This window comes from Candidatus Melainabacteria bacterium (genome assembly GCA_016193285.1).
Taxonomy (GTDB): Bacteria; Cyanobacteriota; Vampirovibrionia; order 2-02-FULL-35-15; family 2-02-FULL-35-15; genus JACPSL01.
On record JACPSL010000011.1, the window covers coordinates 1 to 22,795 of the forward strand.

Sequence of the window (22,795 nt, forward strand, 5' to 3'; positions counted from 1 at the left end):
AGTTTGTTTTTTCTTTGATTTCTCTAAATATTTTGTATATGTTTCCAGTATTTTATCTTGCATTTTTATCTCCCCCTGAAAAAGGGAGACTGTATTACCTTTGTTTTTGTGGCCTATTACCCGGAAAAATTAACACACCCAAGTAATTATTAAGTAGAAGAAGAATTTTATTGTTAGATCATTCCATCCTATGTCAAGAAACTCTAATACTAATTTTCCTAAAGGAGTCATTAAACAAAGACCGCTTATCTGGAGAAATTGTGCTCTGTATTTTTGTGATTCAGTAGCCATAAAGTTAAGTATATTTAAAACATAAATAAAATCAAGATATAAAGTTATAAAAATGTAACCAGAGGTTACACAAATTGATTAAATTTTTTTAAGGTTCGTGAGCTTATCAATCAAACTCCAAGATCCCTTTTCGCCATGCATAAACAAGGCCAAGGGCTAGAATAAAAACAAAAATAAAAGCTTCAACTATTAAAAATAATTTATTTGTGGCTATATCAAAGACAACTGCCCATGGTACAAGAAAAACAAACTCTACATCAAAAACAATAAACATTAACGCAAACAAATAATACTTAACATCATACTGAATTTTTGCATCATGAAAAATTTTCATTCCACATTCATAAGGATCAGTTTTAACATTTGTAGGATTATAGATTCCAAAAATTCTTTGAATAGCTACAGAAGAAATTAACATAATTACTCCAAGAGCAAGACCTCCTATTGTAAAAATTACTATTTGAGTTAGCCCAGTTGACATGCTATTACTTATAACATAATTCTTTAGTTATGTAGAAAACTGTGAAAGTCTAATTCGAAAATCGAAAGTTGAAACTCGAAAATAGTTTTAGTCTCCCCCAAATATTCTTCCAACATCGCCAAGTGGTCCTGTGCTTCCTTTTCCGCCACCCATTACATTTTGGAATCTAGACCATGGTAATGATTGAAGAATAATTTTTCCTGGTCCTGTAAGTGTTGTTAAAAATAAACCTTCGCCACCTAAAATTGCGGTTTTTAAATTTTTTACACGTTTAATGTCGTACTGAACAGATTCTTCAAATGCAACTACACAACCAGTATCTACTTGAATTACTTCTTTTTCAGCTAAAGTTTTTTGAATTGCTGTGCCACCACAATTTATAAAAACTTTTCCAGCACCTGTAAATTTTTCTAATATAAAACCCTCACCTCCAAAAAATCCTACTTTAAATTTTTTTATAAAACTAATATTTATTCCTACACCACTGGTTGCAAATAAAAAACTATCTTTTTGTGCCTGCCATTTGTTTTGATTATTTACTTCAAGTTCAAGGATCTTTCCTGGATAAGGTGGAGCAAATGCAACTTTAGAATTAGATGACTTTGCTTTAAAAACTGGAAGCATAAATGATTCACCAAGAAACATTCTTTTTAATCCACCTACCCATCCCCCTGGCATTCTAAGATCCATATCAATACTGCCTTCCATAAAAAACATACTGCCAGCATCTGCTTGAACAAATTCACCTTCTTCCATTTCAACAATGGCTACTTGCATATCATCGCCAATAATTTCATGCTTCATTTAGTTTTTAACTCTTTAACAAATTCATCATTAACAAAAAGTTGTGCATTAACAAAATTTGAACTTGTAATTGGATTCCTACTGGTAACTTCTAAGAGCTGATTAATTTCATTCTCAGTAATTGGTGCTTCATATGTATCAAGTTCTTTTTTATCTTTATCAAGGAATATTACTTTAAATTTCCTAAGCTTAATATCTGAAACGGGTTTAATTTTAAATGCTAATGAGGGGTACAGATATTCACCAAGCATAGTAATTTTTATGCCTGCATTTAAAATTTGATATTTTGCATTTAGATTAATTATCTTATTTAGTAAATTAGTTTTTTGTGAATTGTTGCCATCACTAGAAAGCAAAAGTTTAATTTTTTCAAAATACTCTTTTTGTTTACTCTTGTCATTTGTTTTTAAAGCTGTATCTTTTAGAGCAGTTGCATATGCAATTCTGTAATTATCATTTTCAGGATCAAGTAACAGTGCTTCTTCAAAATACTTGTGAGCCAGATTAAGCCTTCCTAGCTGATTATAAATAATTGCTTTCTGGAAACTAATTTCAGAATTTTTTGCTATTAATTCTGCCTTATTTAAAATTTTTAAGGCATCTTCGTATAGTTTTTTTGATTTCAAGCCTTCTGCTTGCTGGAAATATTTTGGTAAAAGTAATGCTTTAAGACTTTCAATAAGTTCTAACTCTTTTCTTGCATGTGCAATGTTGTAGGCCTTTTCCCAAAGATCAACTGACTTTTCACTTAAAAGTTGACCAATGCGAATATAATTTTTTATAACTCTTTTAGAAGTTTCTTTGGGATTTTGATATTCAAGATATTTTAAAGCAAAGAATCTACAATACTTGCTATTGTTTATTTTTGCATTAGCTTCTGAAAGATCTACAAGAAAATTTTGAAAATCCTTTCTGTCACCTAATTCTTGGAATACAGATTTTGTAAGAATTATTTTGTTGGCTTGTTCAGTTTCACTCAATAATAAATTAGCTCTTGCCAAACTAAATCTAAGCTTATGATTACCTGGATACTTCTTAAGGCCTATTTCAAAGACTTCTCTTGCTCTTGCAACTTTATAGCTGTTTAAATGTGCACACCCTTCAAACAAACACCTATAGGGAGTATTTAACCAAAAGTAACCAAAAGCAATTACAGCAATAAAAAAAACAGCTGAAACTACTAATTTTCTCATAAAAGTTTACAAAACAACTAATTTAATTTAAACAAATATTTTTTATAATCAATTTACTAAATCTATCTTAGATATTGTACACTCATTTAAGAACAGGTTTAAGTCCATGGCATCAGCAAAAGGTAGAATCTTTGTAATTACAGGCCCTTCAGGAGTTGGGAAAGGAACTGTTGTTGAAAGAGTCCTTAAAAATGTTGACAATATGTATCTTTCAATATCAGCAACAACAAGAGAAAAAAGAGAAGGTGAAAAAGAAGGAGTAAATTATTTCTTTAAAACCAAAGATAAATTCCAAAGAATGATTGAAGAAGATGAGTTTCTTGAATGGGCGCAGTTTGCAGAAGACTTTTATGGTTCTCCTAAATTTGCAATCAATAATTACTTGTCCTGCGGTAAGGACGTATTATTAGAAATCGAGCTTCAAGGAGCTAAACAAGTTAAACAAAAATGCCCTGATGCAGTATTAATTTTCTTAGCTCCACCATCTTTTGAAGCACTTGAAGAAAGACTTATTAAAAGACAAACTGAATCAATTGAAAAAGTCAAAGTAAGGCTAAAAAAAGCAAAAGAAGAAATGAAGGAAGTCAAGTTATTTAACTATTTAGTAATGAACGACAATTTGCAAGAAGCAGTAGATAATGTAGTTAGTATAATAAAAGCTGAACGTTGTAAAATTAGAGAGAAATTAATTATTTAAGAGGTAGACAAATGACAATGAATAAGTTACTAGGTGATTTATTAGAAGAAGCAGAGAACAGATATGATCTTGTTCTGAAAGTAGCTTCACTAGCTAAACAAATAAAAGAAGAAACTAAAGAACTTGAAAGAACTACAAATCCTGTAATCCAGGCCTTGCAGGAAATTGCTGCACAAAGAGATGGCACTCTTTTAGTAGATAGTAGATAGAAAAAGTAGTGAGGGACCCTCAATCTAAAAATATAATTCTTGGTATAAGTGCAGGCATTGCGGCTTATAAAATGTACGATCTGGTTAGCGAACTAAAAAGATTAGGCCATAATGTCAAGGTAGTTCTTACAAAAGATGCAAAACATTTTGTAAGTGAATTGCCATTAAAAGTTTTATCTTCAAATCCTGTTTATTCTAAAATGTTTTCTCCTGAAATTCAGTCAAAACCCATACATATCGAACTAGCTGATAATGCAGATTTAATTTTAGTAGCTCCTGCTACTGCTGACATAATTGCAAAAATTGCAAATGGCATTTCTGATGAATTAATTACAAGCATTTTACTTGCAGCAAGAGTACCTGTCTATATTGCTCCTGCAATGAATACAAAGATGTGGGAAAACTTTACTGTACAAAAAAACATAGAAACTCTTGTAACAAAACTTGGTTATAAAATTATTCCGCCCGAAGAAGGAGAGTTGACATGTGGTTATTCAGGTATTGGACACATTGCAACAAATGAAAAAATTATAAAAAATATTTTATATGAAGCTACAAAAGAAAAACTTTTGCAAGGTAAAAGAATAATTATTACAGCTGGTGGAACTCGTGAAGTGATTGATCCAGTTCGTTATATTGGAAATAAAAGCTCCGGGAAAATGGGTTTAGCATTAGCTGATGTTGCTTATAATATGGGAGCAGAAATTATCTTAGTTACTACTTTTCCTTGTCAAAGAAAATACCAAGTTATTGAAGTTGAGTCAGCTCACGAAATGCAGGAAGTTATTGAATCAGAGTTTGACAAATCTGATGCCTTAATAATGGCAGCTGCTGTTAGTGACTATAGGCCAATAACCATGTCAAAAAGTAAAATTAAAAAGAAAAACGAAGACATAACAATAGAATTAACTAGAAATCCAGATATATTAGAAATACTTGGACGTACTAAACAAAAAAACCAAGTTATTATAGGCTTTTCAGCAGAATCAGAAAATATTGAAAAAAATGCACAAGAAAAATTACATAAGAAAAAAATTGACATGATCGTTGCTAATGATATATCAATCCCGGATATAGGTTTTGGATCTGATGAAAATGCAGTAACCATATTAACTAAAGATAGACAAAGAGAAGTCTTACAAAGACAATCAAAGGCTCAAATCGCAAGGCACATTTGTAATAAGCTAGTTAGTATGTTTGAAGTAATGAAGGAAGTGAAGAAAATATGATTCAAGGTTGCGAGGTTAAAATTTTTTCTTGTTTCCTGGTTGCCTTGCTTCTTTGTTCTCCGCTTGAAACTGTTAAAGCAAAAAAAATTGATACTAAAAAAGATGAAAAGCAAGAAGATAAAAAACTTCCAGAGAAGCAAATTAATGAAAGTGAATTTCAGCCTTTACTTCTTGGCACATTACTTGCTAAACCAGAAGAATATATTGGGAAAAAAATTAAAATCAGAGGAAAGTTTAGTTCTTTTACAACCTTAGCTTTAGATTATAAAGAAGCAATGAGAGCATCTAAAGACTACATTTCATTATGTATTTTCAGGCCAGATAGTAAAATCCCTCTTTCGGAACTAAAGCTTGCTTACCCAGTTAAAGAAGCAAAAGAAAATCAAGTGATTAGAGAATTAGAAGAAGGAGATTTAATTGAAATCTATGGTGAAGGATTTAGTGCAGCTTTAAGTGAACCTTGGGTAGATATATTAGCTATAAAAAAAATAGAAAATGATAAATTTAATCAAGAGACAAGCAAATTATCTAAAGACAAGGAAAAAAAGAAATAAGTAACATTAGTACAATCATCGAAGAAACAAAAAACAAAATTCAAAATATTGCAGGTGTAGACTCAATTTATTTTGTAGATAATGATTTGCAAATAATTGAAGAATACAACATGACAAACTCAAAAAATTATTTTGATCAAATTAAAAATGTACTTAAGTCTAAACCTCTTATGGATGAAATAGGAGAATTAGTTTACACTAAAACTTTCCATACTCTTACTTTCTTAAATGAATCAGGCTTGATTGTAATTTCAAAACTAAACAATGGCACAGACTTAAATTTATATATGATAATTGTTGCTGGAGAAAATAACCCTGTAGATCTAATTAATTTATTGAAATTATGTAAAGAAACTCGTGTCAGTACTAAAGGTTCTACTGTGTAATATAATTAAATTTTAGATTAGCAAGTAAAAACTAAGAGGAAGAATCAAACACATGAAAAAACTAAAAACAAAGAAAAAGTCGTTTCCGCTAGTGTTTTGTATTATATTTTCTTTACTGGCAATTCCAGCAAATGCTCAAGGTGGCTTTCAAGAACCTCAGGGTCTAGAGGAGCATTATGATCACGTAATTCAAGGAGGTGATATTGGAACCCCTAGAAGGCCTTTAAGAGGGAAGGTTATAGTAGCACCACAAGGAGCACGATTTGAAGCATCGCTGGTTAGCACTTTAAGCTCTGGAATAAACAGGATTGGAGATACTGTTACAGCAACAGTAACATCTCCACTTATTGCAGGCTCTTCAGATGTAGCAATTCCAGGAGGCAGCCAGTTAATTGGTCAGGTAGTAAATGCAATCCCAGCAAGAAGATTTCATGCTGGTGCTGGAGGAGTTTTAGAAATTAGATTTACTTCTGTACAAACTCCAGACGGACAAAGATTTCCATTAAGTGCTTCAGTAGACACTACTCAATTCAAACTTCAAGCTGAAAGTGGAGGTTCACGTTTAGCTAAAGGAGTTGGAAAGACTGCGGTAGGAGCTGGACTTGGAGCTGCACTTGGTACTGCAATTGGTGCAATAGCTGGAGGAATGCCAGGACGTGGGGCATGGTCTGGTGCTGCAATTGGAGGTGGTGCAGGAGCACTTGGTGCTTTAGCATCTAAAGGTGCTGAGTTAGTTCTTCAAAGTGGTACACAAATTCCTATAGTATTAGATCAAAATCTACAAGTAGTAGTACCACAAAGAAATTAAACACTTACTCTTCTAAAAAACTTTTTCCTGACTTGACTTCTTTCGTATAGGATAAAGGTCCCGTTCTGAAGGAGATCTTCAATATGTTCAATTAGTTGTAATTTAAAATTCTCATCTATAACCTTTGGACACTTAATGTTATAAAGACATACTGTCTTGCTTCCTGGATCATTTTCTCTTTCTAGAATGAGAATTAGCCTTTTTTCTCCCCCGAGCTTTGCAAGATAAGTTCCAAGTATTGAATTTAAGGAATTACCACCTGAATTGTAAAATGGAAGTTTTATTTCAAGCTTAGTAGTAGTATAGTTTAATCCTTTGCTTTCATTAATAAAACTAGTTATTTTATCTGCTATTTGAGCAACTACTTCAGGGGCAGATGGTTCTTCTTCTAAAAAGTCTTTTACTGTTACAAAGACCTGACTTTGTCCTGAAAGACTCCATATTTTTACTTCTTTGGTTTTATAAGAAAGATAAGAGGACTGGTTTATATGACTTGTCCACATGATATAAAAATTGTTTTAACTATAGTACATCTTGAACTTAATATCAATTAATGTTTGTAAGAAATTTGTGTTAACCAGGCAAAGTGGGTATAACATAACCATGCCATCTGGGAAGACGCATGATTTTTTAACTTTTGTAACTACTAGTGGTACATCATATTTTATCTGGCAAAATATATCACGTGATTTAGGTATTTTAGGAGTATTTATTCTTGCATCTTTATTTAGTGGTTTAATGTTTGGGCCTGATTTGGATACAAGGAGTGTTCAATATAAAAGATGGGGACCATTAAAGTTTATCTGGCTGCCTTATCAAGCTTTTGGTCACAGATCAAAAAGGACACAAAGTCATGATGCATTATTTGGTCCGTTTGTTAGAATAATTTATTTTTTTTGTGTGGTAATTTGTGTAGCTATTTTCACAGCTGGCATATTTAGTCTTTTTAATAAAAAACTCTCGCTTGACTTTTTATTTAGTTTTTTCACAAGTATCTTACAAATCCCAATTAAATACCATATTTCACTTTTAGCAGGATTGTGGCTTGGAAATATTGTTCACTATCTGACAGATTGGATGTGGGAATTTGTACCAAAACAATTAAAGCATTAAAATCTTTACTATATCCGACATAGAAGCAAATGCTTCTATGTTTTTGCTGCCACAGAATGTAATTGCACTGTCTGGATCTTTTAATCCATTTCCAGTCAAAACACAAACTACAGTTGACTCAGGAAGAATTTTCTTTGCTTTTGTAGATTTAATAAGTCCTGCTACTGATGCAGCGCTTGCAGGTTCGCATGCTACTCCTTCGCATCTATGAAGTGTTTTGTATGCTTCAACAATTTCATCATCAGTTACAGTGTCTATAAAACCATTGGACTCTTTTGCTGCATTAACTGCTTGTTTCCAGCCTGCTGGATTTCCAATTCTAATTGCAGTTGCAATGGTCTCTGGTTTTTCAATAATTTTATTTTCTACTATTGGTGCTGCACCACTTGCTTCAAAACCTATCATTATTGGTTTATCTTTGTTACTTAGATACTCACAAAAGCCTTTCCAATATGCAGTAATATTTCCAGCATTACCAACAGGAATAGCAAGAATGTTTGGAGTTCTTCCAAGTTGTTCACAAATTTCAAATGCACTGGTTTTTTGTCCTTCAATTCTAAATGGATTTAATGAGTTTACTAAAGTTACTGGATATTTTTCTACAATTTCTTTTACAAGTTTTAAAGCTTCATCAAAGTTTCCTAAAACTTGTACAACCTTTGCACCATAAATCATTGCTTGTGATAGTTTCCCAAGTGCTACATATCCTTTTGGTACTAAAACAAAACAATCCATCTTATATCCGTTTGCACGTGCACGAGCAGCATAAGCTGCAGCACTTGCGCTTGTATTTCCAGTGCTTGCACAAATTATTGCTTTGGATTTCTCTTCAAGTGCTTTACTTACAGCTACAGTCATTCCACGATCTTTAAAACTACCAGTAGGATTTGCTCCTTCAATTTTTAAGTAAACAGATAAACCAGGTACATTACAAAGTTTTGTTATATGTGGTGCAAAAACAAGTGGAGTGTTTCCTTCATTTAAAGTAATGATGGGTGTTTTATTATTTACAGGCAGATAAGTACTGTAACAATCAATGATTCCTTTCCATGGGCGAGTAAAGATAGTGGATTTAGATAGCATGAGAGATATTGTAGCAGGATTTATACTAAGATTTACGCAATCTCATGGAGTGAAATATAAAAAATTTAATCTGGCTGGCTTGAAAATTAAGGTAGCTATGTAGCTAACTTAGGCAACATCTTTAAATAATTTCTCCAGTTGATTACTTTAACTTTATCAAGCTCAAAATTATTTTTTGCATTACAAACAATATAAGCTTGAACTTGAGGATTTTCTTCTCTGAATGCCCGAAGTCCAGAAAGGTGTGAAGTAGAAATATTTGAAGTAAATTTAATTTCAACAGCAGCCTTTAATTTCCCATGTTTTTCAATTAACAGATCAACTTCTGCCCCATGATTTGTTCTCCAATAAAAGATATTTGTTTCACTTTGTAAATAATGAATAAATCTAGAAGTTTCAAGTATTATCCACTGTTCAAATAATCTCCCTCTTAACTGTGTATCAAGTGGTGCTGTTAAACGTTTGTTAATAGCATTTGTAACTCCACAGTCAAAAAAATAAAACTTAGGATGAGCAGCTAACCTTTTTCGTATACTCTTTCTCCACGGCTCAAGTTTAAATCCAATAAGTGTATTCTCTAGAATTTCATAATATGACTGAACTGTACGGACAGGCAGCTGACATTCTCTAGCTATATTTGAGAAGCTGGTAACTTCTCCAAACTGATTTGCTGACATATCCAAAAATCTTGCAAATCCACCAAGGTTACGAACTATTCCTTCACTTTGAATTTCCTCTCGTAAGTAAGTATTCACATAAGAATGTAAAATATCAGTTTTTTCCTTTGTAATTTTTTTTATTATTGGTGGCAGTGTACCAAATTGCAACGCATCTTCAAGTTTAAAAATTTCTTCAGTCTCTTCATAAGTAAACGGAAAAAGAACTTTTTGTATAGCTCTTCCACCAAGCAAATTTGCTCCTCCACGTTTTAGTTTTCTTGCACTGGAGCCTGTCATAATAAACTGACATTTAAAGTTTTGCATGAGGTATTGAACTTCATTTAGAAGTTCAGGGACACGCTGTACTTCATCTATAACAATTGTTTTTATCCCTTCATTTTTTATTTTTTCTATAGATTCATTTCGAAAAGGGGAAGTGTCCCTTGAATACAAAAGATAAACATCGTTTAAAAGTAGATCAATAATCCATACTTTGTCAGTAAATTTTCCTTGAATTAATGTGCTTTTTCCTGTTTGTCTGGGGCCAAACATGAAAAAAGATTCTTTCTTTGGTAGAATTATGGTTCTCTTTAACATGTTGCAAGATTGTACGGTATTTTTGCAGCATGGTCAAGGGGTAAATTTACAAATATACTTACTTGCTTGAAAAAAAGTAAGAATTTTTCTATGCTACAATTACCCATATGAAATTCTCTGTAATAATCTTTCCTGGCTCGAACTGTGATAAAGATTGCGTTTATGTTTTAAAAGATGTTCTTAAACAAAATGTAGAAGAGGTCTTTCACACAGAAGAACATCTTCCTAAAGGAACTGACTGTGTAGTACTACCGGGCGGATTTAGCTATGGTGATTACTTAAGAGCTGGTGCAATTGCAAGGTTTTCAAAAATCATTAATCCAATTATTGATTTTGCGAATAAAGGTGGTTTAGTAATTGGCATATGTAACGGGTTTCAGATTTTATGTGAAATGGGTTTACTTCCTGGTGCACTTACTACAAATAAAACAAGAAGTTTTATTTGTGATGATGTTTATTTGAAACTTGTAAACAATAAAACTCCTTTTACAAGCTTATATCAAGAAGGTGAAATTATAAAACTCCCAATTGCACATGGTGATGGCAAATATGTTTCAAAAGATGTTGATAAAAGTCAAATTGTTTTTCAGTACTGTGATAAAGATGAAAATATTACTGAAGAATCAAATCCAAATGGTTCTATTCAAAATATTGCAGGAATTATAAATGAAAAAGGGAATGTTCTTGGCATGATGCCTCACCCTGAGCGTGCTTGTGAAAGCATTTTAGGTAGTGAGGACGGAATAAAATTATTTAAGAGCATTTTACAAGATTGCAAGGTTTACCAACCTTAATTCCTTTGGCCAGATGATTAAAACAATTAATATCCCAGAAAAAGATGGGCAAGATTTATTTCGTCTTCTTTCTTCATTTTAGGATCTTTGATTTTTTTCTCTAAAACTTTTTCTAAAATCTCCCCAATTTGTTTCCCTTCTTTTAAACCTATTGAAATTAAATCCTGACCAGTAATTTCTAGTTTTATTTTTGAGGTTGTCTCAATGTACTCATTGATCAAAGAGCTGAGTGCTGAGTGCTGAGTGCTGAGTACTAATTTCACAATTGCAACACTTTCAAATGCGAGATCTCTTAACTCGCGATAAACAACTACAGAATCAATTTGCTTTTTATTTGCATGTAATGTTTGTAATCTATTAAATGCAGCAAGTCCAGATTTAATTATTTTTGTTTCATCACTAGTTAACTGGAGATTTTTCATAATTTTTTCTTGAGTGTCTGGTTTTAAATTTTGTATTATTAAAGCAAGATGGATCAACCAATTACATGAAACATTTGTAGAGACGCATGGCCATACGTCTCTACAGAATTTCAATTCCACCGATATCATCCTATAAATCCCTGATTCAAAAAACAATTTAACTACACCATGGATATTTGGTAAATTAAACAAATATCTAATTTCAATTTTTACTCTGTCGCCTCTAATATTTTCAATTAAATTATCAAATTGTTTTGAATCAATTGTTTTTTTAAGAAGTAGCCAGGTGTTTTTTTCAATTTCAAAACCTAATTTACATGCAAATCTAATTGCCCTAATCATCCGTGTAGGATCATCAATAAAACTTAAATCATGTAAAACTTTTATTTGTTTTTGTTTTAAATCAATAAGTCCATCAAATAAATCAATAACATCGCCAAACTCTTCAGGCATAAGCGATACAGCAAGAGCATTTATAGTAAAATCACGACGATATAAATCTTTCTCCAGATCAGAAACTCTGACTTTTGGAAGTGCTGCAGGATGTTCATAAACTTCTTGTCTAGTAGAAGCTAAATCTACAGGGATTTTATTTCCACTTATGTTAAAAATTAATTTTGCAGTATGAAACCTGTCATGCTTTGCGCTAAGTTCACAATTTGGGAATTTTTTTACTAAGGCATCAGCTAATCTTTTTGCATCATTTTCAACAACAATATCTATATCTAAATTACTAAACCCAAGTAAGATGTCTCTTACCATGCCACCTACAAGATAAGATCTCAATCCATGTTCTTTAGATACTTTGCCAATATTTATCAAAAGTTCGTAGTGATCTTTTTCAATTTCCTGCAGCTTATCTTTAATGTTTTTTTTCATTTCTTTTCTTCTCTGCTATTATAATCCTTATGAGCCACAAAGCTACTATTTTATATCCAGAATTAGAATTAAATGAAATCAAAAAGGTTCATGAAATTATAAAACCTTACTTGGTCTGGACTCCACTGATATCTACTGAAACATTTACTAAACTTACCGGGACAAATATTTTTTTTAAACTAGAAAATCTACAAAAAACTGGCTCCTTTAAACCACGTGGTGCATTAAATAAAACAATAAAACTTGTAGGGATTGGCTATGGCAAACCTCTACCAAAAGGCATAATTGCAGCTAGTGGTGGAAATCATGCTCAAGGAGTTGCATATGCAGCAAAAAAGTTAGGACTAAATGCAAAACTTGTAATGTTTCATGGAGTCCCAGGTTGTAAAATTGATGCTTGTAAAAGTTATGGCGCAGAAGTTGTTATTCATGGAAATGAATTCCAGGAAGCATTTGAGTATTCTTTTAAACTAGCAAGTGAGATTGGATATGAATATGTTCACCCGTTTAATGATATTGATATAGTTAGCGGACAAGGAACAATAGCTCTTGAAATTTATAAGGACTTACCTGAAGTAGATACCATAATTTGTTCCATTGGAGGTGGTGGACTTATTTCAGGTGTTGCAAGCACTATAAAACAATTAAAAAAAGATGTAAAAGTTTTGGGGGTAGAAACAATTGGTGCAGATTCAATGTACCAAAGCTTTAAATCTGGCAAGATAGTACCACTACCTAAAATTACTTCTTTTGCTGAAGGGCTTTCAGCATGCAGGGTTGGTGATATAACTTTTAATTTAACAAAAGAATATGTAGATGATATTGTAACAATTTCTGACGAAAAAACGAAAGAAGCAATTTTAATGCTGCTTGAAAGACAAAAATTACTTGTTGAACCATCTGCAGCTTGTACAGTTGCAGCTCTTTTTGAAAAAAAAATACCTGTCGGGAAAAATACCGTGGTTATACTTAGCGGCGGAAATCTGGATTTAGAAAGATTGAAGAGTTTTTTGTAAATATGCTGGAAAATTCTTTGCATATTTATTTAATCTTTCCTTATTTATTTTTTTAAAATCTAAGCTACTTAAATCTACCAATCTTTTATTTCTAGATAGTAGATAAACAGTATCTAATAATGCTTTTTCTGGTAAAGCAATATAGTACCCTTTTATTCTTTCATAACCAAAAAATAATTCTTTTTTTATCTTAGTGTATTCGTATGTATATGGACCTGAATAAATAAATTTATGCTTATTGGTGGTAGCTAAGGTTATAACTTGAGGCACTTGTTCTATAAGCCCATAATAATTTAATGCATATTCAAATGAAATATAAGAAGGTTTTACAAGACAACAAGCATGATTTAAATAATCCAATTTCTCAAGATCAAAACAGTAATAAGCATTATTAAGAGGGAAAATTATTTCTTCTTTAGACCATCTGGAAAGTAAATTCTTAAGGCTTGATTTTTTGTTTTTATAAAACTTTTTTAAGTCTTGTATAGTAAAATAAGTCTTTTTAAGACTTTGGAGTTCTTTTTTAAATTTATGATAGTTAATTTTCTTCATAGTAAGTGATAACTCCTGGAATAGCCTTCCAGAAACCTTTTGGCAACCACCGTTTTAATTCATTTTCAAATTCCTTTTTATTAAAAGGGAAAAAAATTTTAGGTTTATCTACAGTGTTATTTTTTTTTGCCAAAAACCATAAATCAAACCAGTCTCTTGGTTCATTTCTATTTTTTATTGCAAGAAGTTTATTTTGAATAAGATTTTTTAAAGAACTTGTTTTTATTATAGGGTTTAAGATACTACAAGGAGAATTTATTATAAGATATCCTGATTCCTGTTTGTGCAACTTTTTTGATATTTCAATTTTTATTCTTATTGGATGTTTTAAGATTTGATTTGAAACATGAATCAGTCCAAAAAGAGTATTTCTTTTTTCATGTACTTCCTCAATTGATACCCCTTCATTGTTTTTAGAAACAGTTTTTAGTACACTTTCTAATTCTTTGGCATCTTTTTTGCCTTGATGTTTAAATATAAAATCTAAATCTTCTGAAAACCTAGGACCATTATATACAAGTCTAATAGCTGTACCACCATAAAAAATAATTCTTTCAGAAAGCTTACTTTTAGATAAACTTTCAAGGATTTCAACTTCAATATGCTCTCTAATAATATTTAAGGCAGCAATCCCAATATCTTTAGACAATTTGTTTATTTCAATTAGATCCAACATAGTCACTAATATTATACACTTTTAGGCATCTATAAAATTCTATGATCAGAACATAAATTTGTCAATTGATTATACTATGCTATAATATCAATATGCCAACTACAGAAGAAGTAACTCTTCCATTAATTGATCCAACAATTAAAGGTCAAATTTTAGATAACGGTGTTATTGGATTTAGTTTTGCTCCACAAATTATCTTTGGATACGGTGCTTTAAATAGAATTGGTTTTTTATCTTTATTTTTAAAAGCAAAAAACGTACTGATTGTTACAGACACAGAAATAGAAAAACTTGGATTTGTAACTAAAGCACAAAAATATTTAGAAAAAAGTGGGATAAAGTCACATGTCTTTAATGAAATAGAACCAAATCCAAAAGAAGAAACAGTTCTTAAAGGAGTAGAAAAATTTAAAAGTACAAGTGCTGATACAGTTATTGCAATTGGTGGTGGTAGTGTAATTGATGCTAGTAAAATAATTAGACTTATTGTTAAACAGGGCGGAAAACCTTCAAACTACAGTGCAACAAAATCAACCATAATGTCAGTTCATGAAACCTTACCACATCAAATTAGTGTTCCTACTACGAGTGGAACAGGTTCTGAAGTTTCAATAGTTGCAATGGTGACAAGTGGGAACGGAGAAAATGGAGAAAAAGAAAAGATAACTATTTTAGGTTATCCATTAATTTCTACAATAGCACTTATAGATCCACAGCTTACAATGTCTTGTCCGCCTAAACTAACTGCACACTGTGGCATGGATGCACTAACTCATGCTATAGAAGCATTTGTTTCACTTCGTGTAAATCCAGTTGCTGATATATTTTCACTTCAAGCAACTGCGCTTATTTTTCAAAACTTAAGAAAAGCATATTTAACTGGACAAGATGTTATTGCAAGAATAAATATGTCACTTGCATCAATGATTGCTGGAATGGCATTTAATCAAAAATCTGTTGGTCTTGTGCATGCTTGCTCACACCAACTTTCAGCTATATGTAATCTGCCACATGGACTGGCAAATGCAATTATGCTCCCTCATATTTTAAGACTAAATAAAAAAGTTAGCTCTTCAAAATATTCAATCATGGCTGCAGGTTTTGGAATTAATGATGATGAAGATGGGAAGAAATTTATTTCTGAAATTGAAAAATTAAACAAAGATTTAGGAATACCACTAAAGCTTAGTGAGTGCCGTGTAAAAGAAAGTGACATTGGAGTGATGGTGCCAATGGCACTTAAAGATATTTCAGGAATTACAAATCCACTTCAACCAATTACAAAAGAAATGGTGGAAGAGGTTTATAGAGCTGCGCTATAACCTTGTCAGCCTAACCACATCCCTCAAAATGCCATTTACAAATTTTTTACTTTCATCCCCACCATACTTATCTGCAATTTTTACTGCTTCATCACAGATAACTTCAGTAGGTGTATTTTTTAAAAACATTAATTCTGTTGTTGCCATTCTTAGAATGTCTCGATCTAGTCTAACCATTCTGTTTACTTTCCACTTTTTATCCTTGTCCCTGCTTTGTGCAGCTTGTTCAATAACTTGATTTATATTGTCTTTATTTTCTGTGTAATTTTTTAAAATGGATATTGCATATTCCAAAACAGATTTCCTTTCAGTATGAGCAATTAGTTCAGGAAGTTCTAAAATGTTGTAAAGTTCTGTTGCTGCAGACTTTAATGTTAAAACTTGTTTACGTAAAATCTCTGTATTTGGAATTAAGACAGATTTAATCTGACTTGTATGCTCTTCATTATCTGGATGTTCAATTTCAGCATTTAATAAGAAATTTTCAACTTTAGTAAGATCTGAAGAAGCTGCTGTTATATTTTTCTTAGCATAATCACTTAAAGAACGACTTAAAGCCAGTATTATCTCTTCAAAATTTAAGCTTTCAAGCTTAGTATTATCTTTTGGCAATTGTGGTATGGCCAAAATTACTATTTCTCTTGCAGCTGATCTGGTGTTCATAATAAAAAAGTGTCAGGGATCACACTATTAATTGAAACAGATGGTAAATAGTAAGTAAACCCTCACATATCAACAAGGGGTTAATTATGCATTTGATAACAAAAATAAAAATAAAAAATCTTGTCAGGATAAGTTTACTTTTATTTCTGGCCATAATTATTGTAGGTAGTAGTTCACTTTTTTCAAAATCAAACGCTGAAACAATTCAAAAACTTTTCTTAAATAAAAATACAAATCAAAATAACTATAATCAAGATTTAAGATTTGAAAAAATTAGCTTATTACCAAATTGTAGTAGCATAACTTGTTTTAAGAGGCCAAATGACATTGTTATTTCTAATGATGGTTCATTTGTTTTAGTTGTAGATTCTTTAACTAGTGGTAACCAAGGAATTAATTTAAGAAAATTTGATTTCTCATTTTCCTTAAACAGTTTTGTAGATAGTGGAGTCATACCACTTATTCAAGAAAGTACTACAAACCCACTTTTAAACATTGGCTTAAGTCAAAACAATCAAAAAGTTTTTGTTTACAGGGAACCAACAAGAACAGAAAATGTATTAGTTCAAATTGTTGCTCTCCAAACAAAATCTGTAAAAGAATTAAAGTCTGTTGCAACAAACGGTCAGCAAATAGGCCTTCCTACATTTTTAGATCCAAATGGGAAAGTTATCATTGCACCAATACTTGATTCTGAACCAGCCCAAGTTGCCTTAATAGATACAGAGACTGATCAAATAATTGATTATTTAACTTCTCCAGATATTATTCAAAACCTGACGGTTACACCTGATTTTAAAAAAGTCATATTTACCTTTAGTGGAGATAAGTCGCAGTCTCTTCTTTTATATGATTTGGAAACAAACAAAGAATTAGTTTTAGATATTGATCCTGTTACTGCTTCACTAGTAGAAGATCTCTTAGGAAAAATAATTTTCCCTAACTCAGGAAATAAAGCTGTAGTGTCTTCAGTAGGTGGAAACCATGTTTTACACCTACTAAACATATTAAGTAATAAACTTACGTCCAAAGTCTTAGATAAAAGTTTACAAGGACCTACAATTTCAACTATCTCACCTGATGGAAGAACAGTAATTGCAGCAGGAAATATATTTGATAATGTTAGTGGATTTAAATTGTACAAACTAAATTTATCAAATGAAGGCTCAATATTAGCCCAAAGTTCAATATTAATAAGTGATTCAAGCATCGTTCTTGATGTAGATATTTCTCCTGATCAAAGTAAGATTTATGTGCTCACCTTAAAAAGTGGTGCAAAGAAATTAAAGATCTTTAATATGAAAGATCTTTCAACAGTAGATGAAATTATTGTATCCTCTGATAATACTCAAAGTTTTTTAACAATTGATCCAAATGGTCTGTATGCACTTACTCCAAACACAAATGTAGAAGCATCAGTAAGTATAATTAGTGATTTAAATCTTGGACCAATAGTTAAAAGCATTGTCCCTAATATATTTTCATTAAATGGGAATTCACCTTTTACTATTAATGGTTTTGTAAACTTATTAAACTTTTCAAATGATATAAAAGTATGTTTTAGAAATGATCAAATTTGTGCATCATCAGTTGTAATTTCAAAAAATGGACAAAAAATTAATGGGTTTACACCACGATTTCCTGAAGCAGGGATTGAAGATGTCATAATTACTGCAAAGTCAAAACTTGACAGTCTAAGTAAATCAAGCAAATATGAAGGACTTGTCCAGTTTATAAAAGACTCAGTAACTATTTCTGATACATCTCTTCCTGAAATTACAATTAGTGCTCCAAAAGATTTGGCCATTCTTAATACAAAAAGAATTCTAGTCATAGGAAAGGTTGATGGAACAGGTTCTGAAGTTGACAGTGTTTTTGTGAATGGGAAAAACGCTACGCTAAGTACTGAAGGTCAATCTTCACCAAGCACTGTTAATTTCTTAAGCGATCTTCAATTTGAGAAAGATGGGGCTTTTGATATTACAGTAAATGCAAAAGATAAAGCAAGCAATGAAGCTACAAAAACAATTAAGATAACTATTGATACTGTAAGTCCCACTGTAGATGCAAACATTGAGGTATTAGCTACTGGTGAATTTAAAGTTTCAGGTTCTGCAAATGGTACAGGTTCAAATATTTCTCAAATCACAGTTAACTCTAAGCCAGTTCAATTTACTCAGGGAGAACAAGTTACATTTTCAGTAGTTACAAATACATCCCCAGTTACAATCACTGTAAAAGACAGTGCAGGAAATAAAAATGAATCAAAGATTTCAAATCCTCTCTCTGAGGATAACATCTTGCCAATAATAAATATCTCAAGCCCAGCAAATGGTCAAATATTTAAAGATACAACAAACATTTCTGTATCATTTACAGTAACTGATAATGCTTCTGTCAAAGAAGTACTCTTTAGTGGAAATCCTTTACTTGTAAACAGCAACAATCAATATTCTCAAAACATAACGCTAAAGCCAGGGGAAAATAATATTTTAATTAGTGCAACAGACACGAGTGACAATAAATCTACTACAAGTATTAAAGTCTCATATGTCCCAGCTACACTGCCAGAAATAATGATTAAAGAATCACCTTCTAAAGATTTGCTTGGTGAAAAAGAAGTAATTACTTTACCTTCTACTATTGAAGATCTAAATAGCGAATTAATAAACCAATTTAACTTGCTTTCCCCCTCAACTGGTACAACAATTGATATTTCATCTACTGTTTCAGTTGAAATTGCAAATCCACCGCCAATTCCTGAAGGACTAGAAGCAGCTATTGATATTCCAAAAGTAGAAGGAGCAAGTTCTCCTCCTGAAGAAATACCTCAAGTACCAAAAGGATTTTCATTTGCAACAAATGTAAACTTTACAGAAGATGACACAGACGTAGGTAACACTCAAATTAGTGAAGAAGAAAAAAACACACAAAACATAGTTGTACTTACAGACAGTACTGGCAGAGTATTTATTGTTGGACTAGCATTTTTTACCGAAGCAGAAGCAAGTTTATCTAATCTTTCTAATCATAGATTTCAAACTACAAGTGGTAAACCACTTGGATTAACAAGTACTATTACAATTCCTGCAGATGCAACAGAAGGTGATAGTAGAGTTTCAATTTTAAGTAAGAATGATTCATTAGCTACAATAAAATTAAAAATAGCACCACCAATTAATGTAAAAGTTGGGAAAAGAATTATTGGCAAGCCACATGTCCAAGAACCAATCATTGCAAAAGTACAAAAATCCGGGACAAAACTTATTTTAAAAATTAAAGGTAAAAACTTTGTAGGAAGAACTGCAATAATAGATGGAAAGTTAGAAAAGCTTATAAGTAAAGCAAAGTTTTTTACAAATCTAACATTTGTACCAGACACTGGGATTAAAATTAAAAACTTTAAATTAATAAATAACAACAATGTTGTTATAACAGCAGAACTGAATCAAGACTTAACACCAGGAATAAAACTTTTTAATGTTATAACTCCTAAAGGTGCAGACATTGGTGCAATTGTAATTCCTGATCCAATAACTGATGGCAAATTACAAACAACCTCAAATCCTGAAAGTTTAATTCTTCAACCGTAAGTTCTAGGTTTAATACCGGCGTCAAGTTCAACAGCCCAGCCGCAAGCAGCGGGGAATTGCTAGTTCACACCTACGGCTTCTTAAAGTTGCTCTTTGTTGTAGGTTTAGGGAGGAATTCTGCAATGAGTTCTGCAACAGCCTTAGTCTTCTGTCCCAAGAGTCGCTCAAGTGTGCTTTGCTGCCGAAGTTCCCCTAAATAACTTTCTTTCTCGTTTCTACCATCAAGCACTCCATTACGATTACCATCTGCTTTCTTTTTTGCAGCTTGCATTATTTGAAAGAGCACAGCTTCAGCTTTGCTAGTTTTTCCATCATTATCGATATCACTATTCCTACTTGGGCCCTGGCCCAGGTAAACGTTCATCATTTCTCTTTCGACTAGATCTTGCATTACTTCCTGCAGTGCGAACAGTATTGGCTTTGATTGAATTTGACCCGTTGGATTAATTGGCATAATGAATCTCCTTATTTTTTTACCTTCAAGATTCTAGTGTTCTAGAATCTTGCTAGAATCTTATATTTAGTAAACCAAGATATTAATACTAGCTACTGTTTAAAAAAAGGTTAACTTAAAGATTAATTATTTTAAGATCAGGAAGGCTAGTCCTGTATTGTAATTAAGCCTCTTTGTGATTCTCTAAGTAATCTTCTGGCTAAAACAATATCTTCAATTGCTTTTTTATTTGTACTTTTGCTTGAATCCAATTTGCTTAATTCTTCTGTTAAATTAACAACAAGATCTAACATTCTGTGTTTTAAAAATGAAATTCGTTTGCTTAAATCTTCATGACTTAATTTTGAAGAACTGGATTTAGACATTAATTCTTTAGCTAGTTGTTTTGCTTTGCGTGAAAGTAATTCTAGTTCTTGAACTGTTTTAATCTTACGATCAGTACTTAATACCTCTGTTGCAACTAAGATGTTGTTACTAATAATGCTAAACAAACTTGATAACTGGCGTTCTTTATCAGTAGATTCTTCAGTTAAAGGCTTATATCTTTTTGTTTGGATTAACATTTTTTGTTTTTGCTAGATAATTGTACCTTATATTAATATCACAAATAGACAGAATATACAAAGAAAAGATCCTAAAGAAATTGTTTAGAACTAGGTTAATTTTATTTAATCTCAAAAAAAAGCAAACTTATTAAACAATCTTAACCAAAGTATTATATAGAGACTTTTTCACAAAATATCAAATCCATTGAATTAAACTCAAAGTTTTCCACCCATGGCTTATTCATAATAATCTGTGTGTTAAAAAAAAGTGGTGTGATTGCTACTTCTTCTTCAAGAAGAATTCTTTGAGCTTCTTTATATAAGGATCTTCTAATGTTTAAGTCTAATGTTGTTGCTGCTTTACTAACTACTTCATCGTATCTTTCATTTTTCCATAAACCATGATTGTTTCCTGAATTGCTTGTAAAAAGAGTCATAAAAGTATCTGGATCTGGATAATCTGCACCCCAGCTCATTCTAAATAAATTAGGGGGATCCCTATGCAAAGTATTTAAGTAAGATTTCCACTCCATATTATTTATTTCAATTCTTATATTTAAAACTCTTTGAATACAAGACTGAAAAGATTCAGCAATTAACTTTGCATCTTCACGTGTAGGAAAAAGCATTGTAACTTGTGGAAAACTTGTACCATTTGGAAAACCAGCTTTAGCTAGTAATTTTTTTGCAAGATTAGAATCATAATTACAACCAATCTCCGGAGAGTAAAAATTTTTTAACCCTGGAGGAATCCAGGAAGATGTTGGAATTTCTCCACGACGTAAAACTTTAGGAAATATATTTTTATCAACTGCATGGCTAAAAGCAGCACGGACAAGCTTATTATCAAACGGTGGTTTATTAATATTAAAACCAACATAAGTACCTCTAAGTAAAGAAAGTATTTGAGAGCCACTCATTTTTTTTACATTTTCAATTTCACTTATTGGAATTGATCTTAAATCAATACAATCAAGCTCATCATTTAAATAAAGTGAAAATGCACTTGATTGTTCTGGAACCATAAAATATCTAATCTCATTTAACTTTGGCTCAGGATTTTTATAGTGATAATTTCTTACAAGCAACAGTTTATATTCATGCTGCCACTTATTTAATTTAAATGGTCCACATGTAACAATGTTTTCTGGTTCTGTCCAATCATCTTTATATTTTTCTATAATGTCTTTTCTTTGAGGGAAATAAACTGCCCAAGAAGTAAGATTTAAAAAAAATGTAAGAGGAGATTCTAGTTCTACCTGTAGAATATAGTCATCTAAAGCTTTTACTCCAAGCTTGTTTGGATCCTGAATCTTTCCAGTGTTAAACCAATGTGCACCTTTAATTGGATAAAGAAGATAAGCATAAGGTCCTGCTGTTTCTGGATTTAAAATTCTCTGCCAGCCATATACAAAATCAGATGCAACGACTGATCTCCCATCTGACCATTTTGCATCTTTATTTAAAAAAAATGTGTAAGTTTTTTTATCACTAGATATTTTCCATTCTTTTGCAAGAGATGGTATAGACTGGAGTTTATTGTTGTATTTAGTCAGACCAACCATAATATTTGTAATTACATCAAAAGAATAAGAGTCAGTTGCTTTTGCCCAGTCTAAAGTATCAGGTTCATACCCAAGGTTCATTCGTAAAACACCTGGAATATATTTTTTCTTTTTAAGATTAGTACAACTAAAAGAAGGAAATAAAATTGAACTAAGCAACAATTTATCAAACTCTCTACGGGATAGCATAGTAGTTATTTTAGAGTATTT

The 22,795-nt window shown here is 31.6% G+C and carries 24 protein-coding genes; 11 read left to right on the plus strand and 13 right to left on the minus strand.

The genetic code is table 11. From position 1 onward, the window contains the following. Positions 1–397 precede the first annotated feature (397 nt). The 3 genes from HYY52_02305 to HYY52_02315 all read right to left on the minus strand — a co-directional run bounded on the left by HYY52_02305 (position 398) and on the right by HYY52_02315 (position 2,769). The gene (locus HYY52_02305; protein MBI2995523.1) at positions 398–772 is read right to left on the minus strand and encodes an NADH-quinone oxidoreductase subunit A; all 375 of its coding nucleotides are present in this window, start codon (positions 770–772) and stop codon (positions 398–400) included. 87 nt (positions 773–859) lie between these two features. Next, a complete protein-coding gene (locus tag HYY52_02310; protein MBI2995524.1) occupies positions 860–1,576 on the minus strand; it encodes a TIGR00266 family protein in 717 nt (238 codons plus the stop codon). Then, entirely contained in the window at positions 1,573–2,769 is a 1,197-nt protein-coding gene (locus HYY52_02315) for a hypothetical protein (GenBank protein ID MBI2995525.1), read from the minus strand. The genes HYY52_02310 and HYY52_02315 overlap by 4 nt, the downstream gene beginning before the upstream one ends. A 106-nt stretch (positions 2,770–2,875) precedes the next feature. Here HYY52_02315 and gmk point away from each other — a divergent pair, with 106 nt between their 5' ends. The 6 genes from gmk to HYY52_02345 all read left to right on the plus strand — a co-directional run bounded on the left by gmk (position 2,876) and on the right by HYY52_02345 (position 6,652). After that, positions 2,876–3,466, plus strand: a complete 591-nt coding sequence (gene gmk / locus HYY52_02320) for a guanylate kinase (protein MBI2995526.1) — start codon at positions 2,876–2,878, stop codon at positions 3,464–3,466. Between the two features lie 17 nt (positions 3,467–3,483). Continuing rightward, entirely contained in the window at positions 3,484–3,675 is a 192-nt protein-coding gene (locus tag HYY52_02325; protein ID MBI2995527.1) for a DNA-directed RNA polymerase subunit omega, read from the plus strand. Between the two features lie 8 nt (positions 3,676–3,683). Further along, positions 3,684–4,904, plus strand: a complete 1,221-nt coding sequence (gene coaBC, locus HYY52_02330; GenBank protein MBI2995528.1) for a bifunctional phosphopantothenoylcysteine decarboxylase/phosphopantothenate--cysteine ligase CoaBC — start codon at positions 3,684–3,686, stop codon at positions 4,902–4,904. After that, positions 4,901–5,458, plus strand: a complete 558-nt coding sequence (locus HYY52_02335) for a hypothetical protein (protein MBI2995529.1) — start codon at positions 4,901–4,903, stop codon at positions 5,456–5,458. The genes coaBC and HYY52_02335 overlap by 4 nt, the downstream gene beginning before the upstream one ends. A gap of 110 nt (positions 5,459–5,568) precedes the next feature. Then, positions 5,569–5,844 (plus strand): hypothetical protein, encoded by a 276-nt coding sequence (locus tag HYY52_02340; protein ID MBI2995530.1) that lies wholly within the window; start codon positions 5,569–5,571, stop codon positions 5,842–5,844. Between the two features lie 52 nt (positions 5,845–5,896). Beyond that, complete coding sequence (locus HYY52_02345) at positions 5,897–6,652, plus strand: hypothetical protein (protein MBI2995531.1); 756 nt, start codon at positions 5,897–5,899, stop codon at positions 6,650–6,652. On the opposite strand, the gene HYY52_02350 is transcribed toward HYY52_02345, so the two are convergent. Continuing rightward, positions 6,649–7,155 carry a hypothetical protein gene (locus HYY52_02350; GenBank protein ID MBI2995532.1) on the minus strand — a complete coding sequence of 169 codons (507 nt, stop codon included), beginning with the start codon at positions 7,153–7,155 and terminating at the stop codon, positions 6,649–6,651. The two genes, HYY52_02345 and HYY52_02350, sit on opposite strands and share 4 nt — an antisense overlap. Positions 7,156–7,255: 100 nt before the next feature. Here HYY52_02350 and HYY52_02355 point away from each other — a divergent pair, with 100 nt between their 5' ends. Beyond that, a complete protein-coding gene (locus HYY52_02355; GenBank protein ID MBI2995533.1) occupies positions 7,256–7,765 on the plus strand; it encodes a metal-binding protein in 510 nt (169 codons plus the stop codon). On the opposite strand, the gene HYY52_02360 is transcribed toward HYY52_02355, so the two are convergent. Beyond that, positions 7,754–8,848, minus strand: coding sequence for a threonine synthase (locus tag HYY52_02360; protein ID MBI2995534.1), 1,095 nt, complete (start codon positions 8,846–8,848; stop codon positions 7,754–7,756). The two genes, HYY52_02355 and HYY52_02360, sit on opposite strands and share 12 nt — an antisense overlap. 95 nt (positions 8,849–8,943) lie before the next feature. Further along, positions 8,944–10,059, minus strand: coding sequence for an ATP-binding protein (locus HYY52_02365; GenBank protein ID MBI2995535.1), 1,116 nt, complete (start codon positions 10,057–10,059; stop codon positions 8,944–8,946). A 152-nt stretch (positions 10,060–10,211) separates the two neighbouring features. On the opposite strand from HYY52_02365, the gene purQ reads away from it, so the two are divergent. Beyond that, positions 10,212–10,898, plus strand: coding sequence for a phosphoribosylformylglycinamidine synthase subunit PurQ (purQ, locus tag HYY52_02370; protein MBI2995536.1), 687 nt, complete (start codon positions 10,212–10,214; stop codon positions 10,896–10,898). Between the two features lie 26 nt (positions 10,899–10,924). Here purQ and HYY52_02375 read toward each other — a convergent pair whose 3' ends face one another. Further along, complete coding sequence (locus HYY52_02375; GenBank protein ID MBI2995537.1) at positions 10,925–12,199, minus strand: CCA tRNA nucleotidyltransferase; 1,275 nt, start codon at positions 12,197–12,199, stop codon at positions 10,925–10,927. Between the two features lie 29 nt (positions 12,200–12,228). Between HYY52_02375 and HYY52_02380 the strand changes: the two genes are divergently transcribed. Further along, positions 12,229–13,215: a pyridoxal-phosphate dependent enzyme gene (locus tag HYY52_02380; protein MBI2995538.1), complete on the plus strand. Its 987-nt coding sequence runs from the start codon at positions 12,229–12,231 to the stop codon at positions 13,213–13,215. Here the strand turns inward: HYY52_02380 and HYY52_02385 are convergent. Further along, positions 13,189–13,767: a hypothetical protein gene (locus tag HYY52_02385; protein MBI2995539.1), complete on the minus strand. Its 579-nt coding sequence runs from the start codon at positions 13,765–13,767 to the stop codon at positions 13,189–13,191. The genes HYY52_02380 and HYY52_02385 overlap by 27 nt on opposite strands. Beyond that, on the minus strand, positions 13,754–14,443 hold the full coding sequence (locus HYY52_02390) for a nucleotidyl transferase AbiEii/AbiGii toxin family protein (GenBank protein ID MBI2995540.1): 690 nt from the start codon (positions 14,441–14,443) through the stop codon (positions 13,754–13,756). The genes HYY52_02385 and HYY52_02390 overlap by 14 nt, the downstream gene beginning before the upstream one ends. A 92-nt stretch (positions 14,444–14,535) precedes the next feature. Between HYY52_02390 and HYY52_02395 the strand changes: the two genes are divergently transcribed. Then, complete coding sequence (locus tag HYY52_02395) at positions 14,536–15,765, plus strand: iron-containing alcohol dehydrogenase (GenBank protein ID MBI2995541.1); 1,230 nt, start codon at positions 14,536–14,538, stop codon at positions 15,763–15,765. Here the strand turns inward: HYY52_02395 and nusB are convergent. After that, entirely contained in the window at positions 15,760–16,428 is a 669-nt protein-coding gene (nusB, locus tag HYY52_02400) for a transcription antitermination factor NusB (protein MBI2995542.1), read from the minus strand. The two genes, HYY52_02395 and nusB, sit on opposite strands and share 6 nt — an antisense overlap. 92 nt (positions 16,429–16,520) lie before the next feature. Between nusB and HYY52_02405 the strand changes: the two genes are divergently transcribed. After that, positions 16,521–20,021, plus strand: coding sequence for an Ig-like domain-containing protein (locus HYY52_02405; protein ID MBI2995543.1), 3,501 nt, complete (start codon positions 16,521–16,523; stop codon positions 20,019–20,021). 70 nt (positions 20,022–20,091) lie between these two features. On the opposite strand, the gene HYY52_02410 is transcribed toward HYY52_02405, so the two are convergent. The 3 genes from HYY52_02410 to HYY52_02420 all read right to left on the minus strand — a co-directional run bounded on the left by HYY52_02410 (position 20,092) and on the right by HYY52_02420 (position 22,774). Beyond that, complete coding sequence (locus HYY52_02410; protein MBI2995544.1) at positions 20,092–20,475, minus strand: hypothetical protein; 384 nt, start codon at positions 20,473–20,475, stop codon at positions 20,092–20,094. Positions 20,476–20,621: 146 nt separating this feature from the next. Further along, positions 20,622–21,038, minus strand: coding sequence for a hypothetical protein (locus HYY52_02415; GenBank protein MBI2995545.1), 417 nt, complete (start codon positions 21,036–21,038; stop codon positions 20,622–20,624). A 152-nt stretch (positions 21,039–21,190) separates the two neighbouring features. Beyond that, on the minus strand, positions 21,191–22,774 hold the full coding sequence (locus HYY52_02420) for a peptide ABC transporter substrate-binding protein (GenBank protein MBI2995546.1): 1,584 nt from the start codon (positions 22,772–22,774) through the stop codon (positions 21,191–21,193). Positions 22,775–22,795 lie beyond the last annotated feature (21 nt).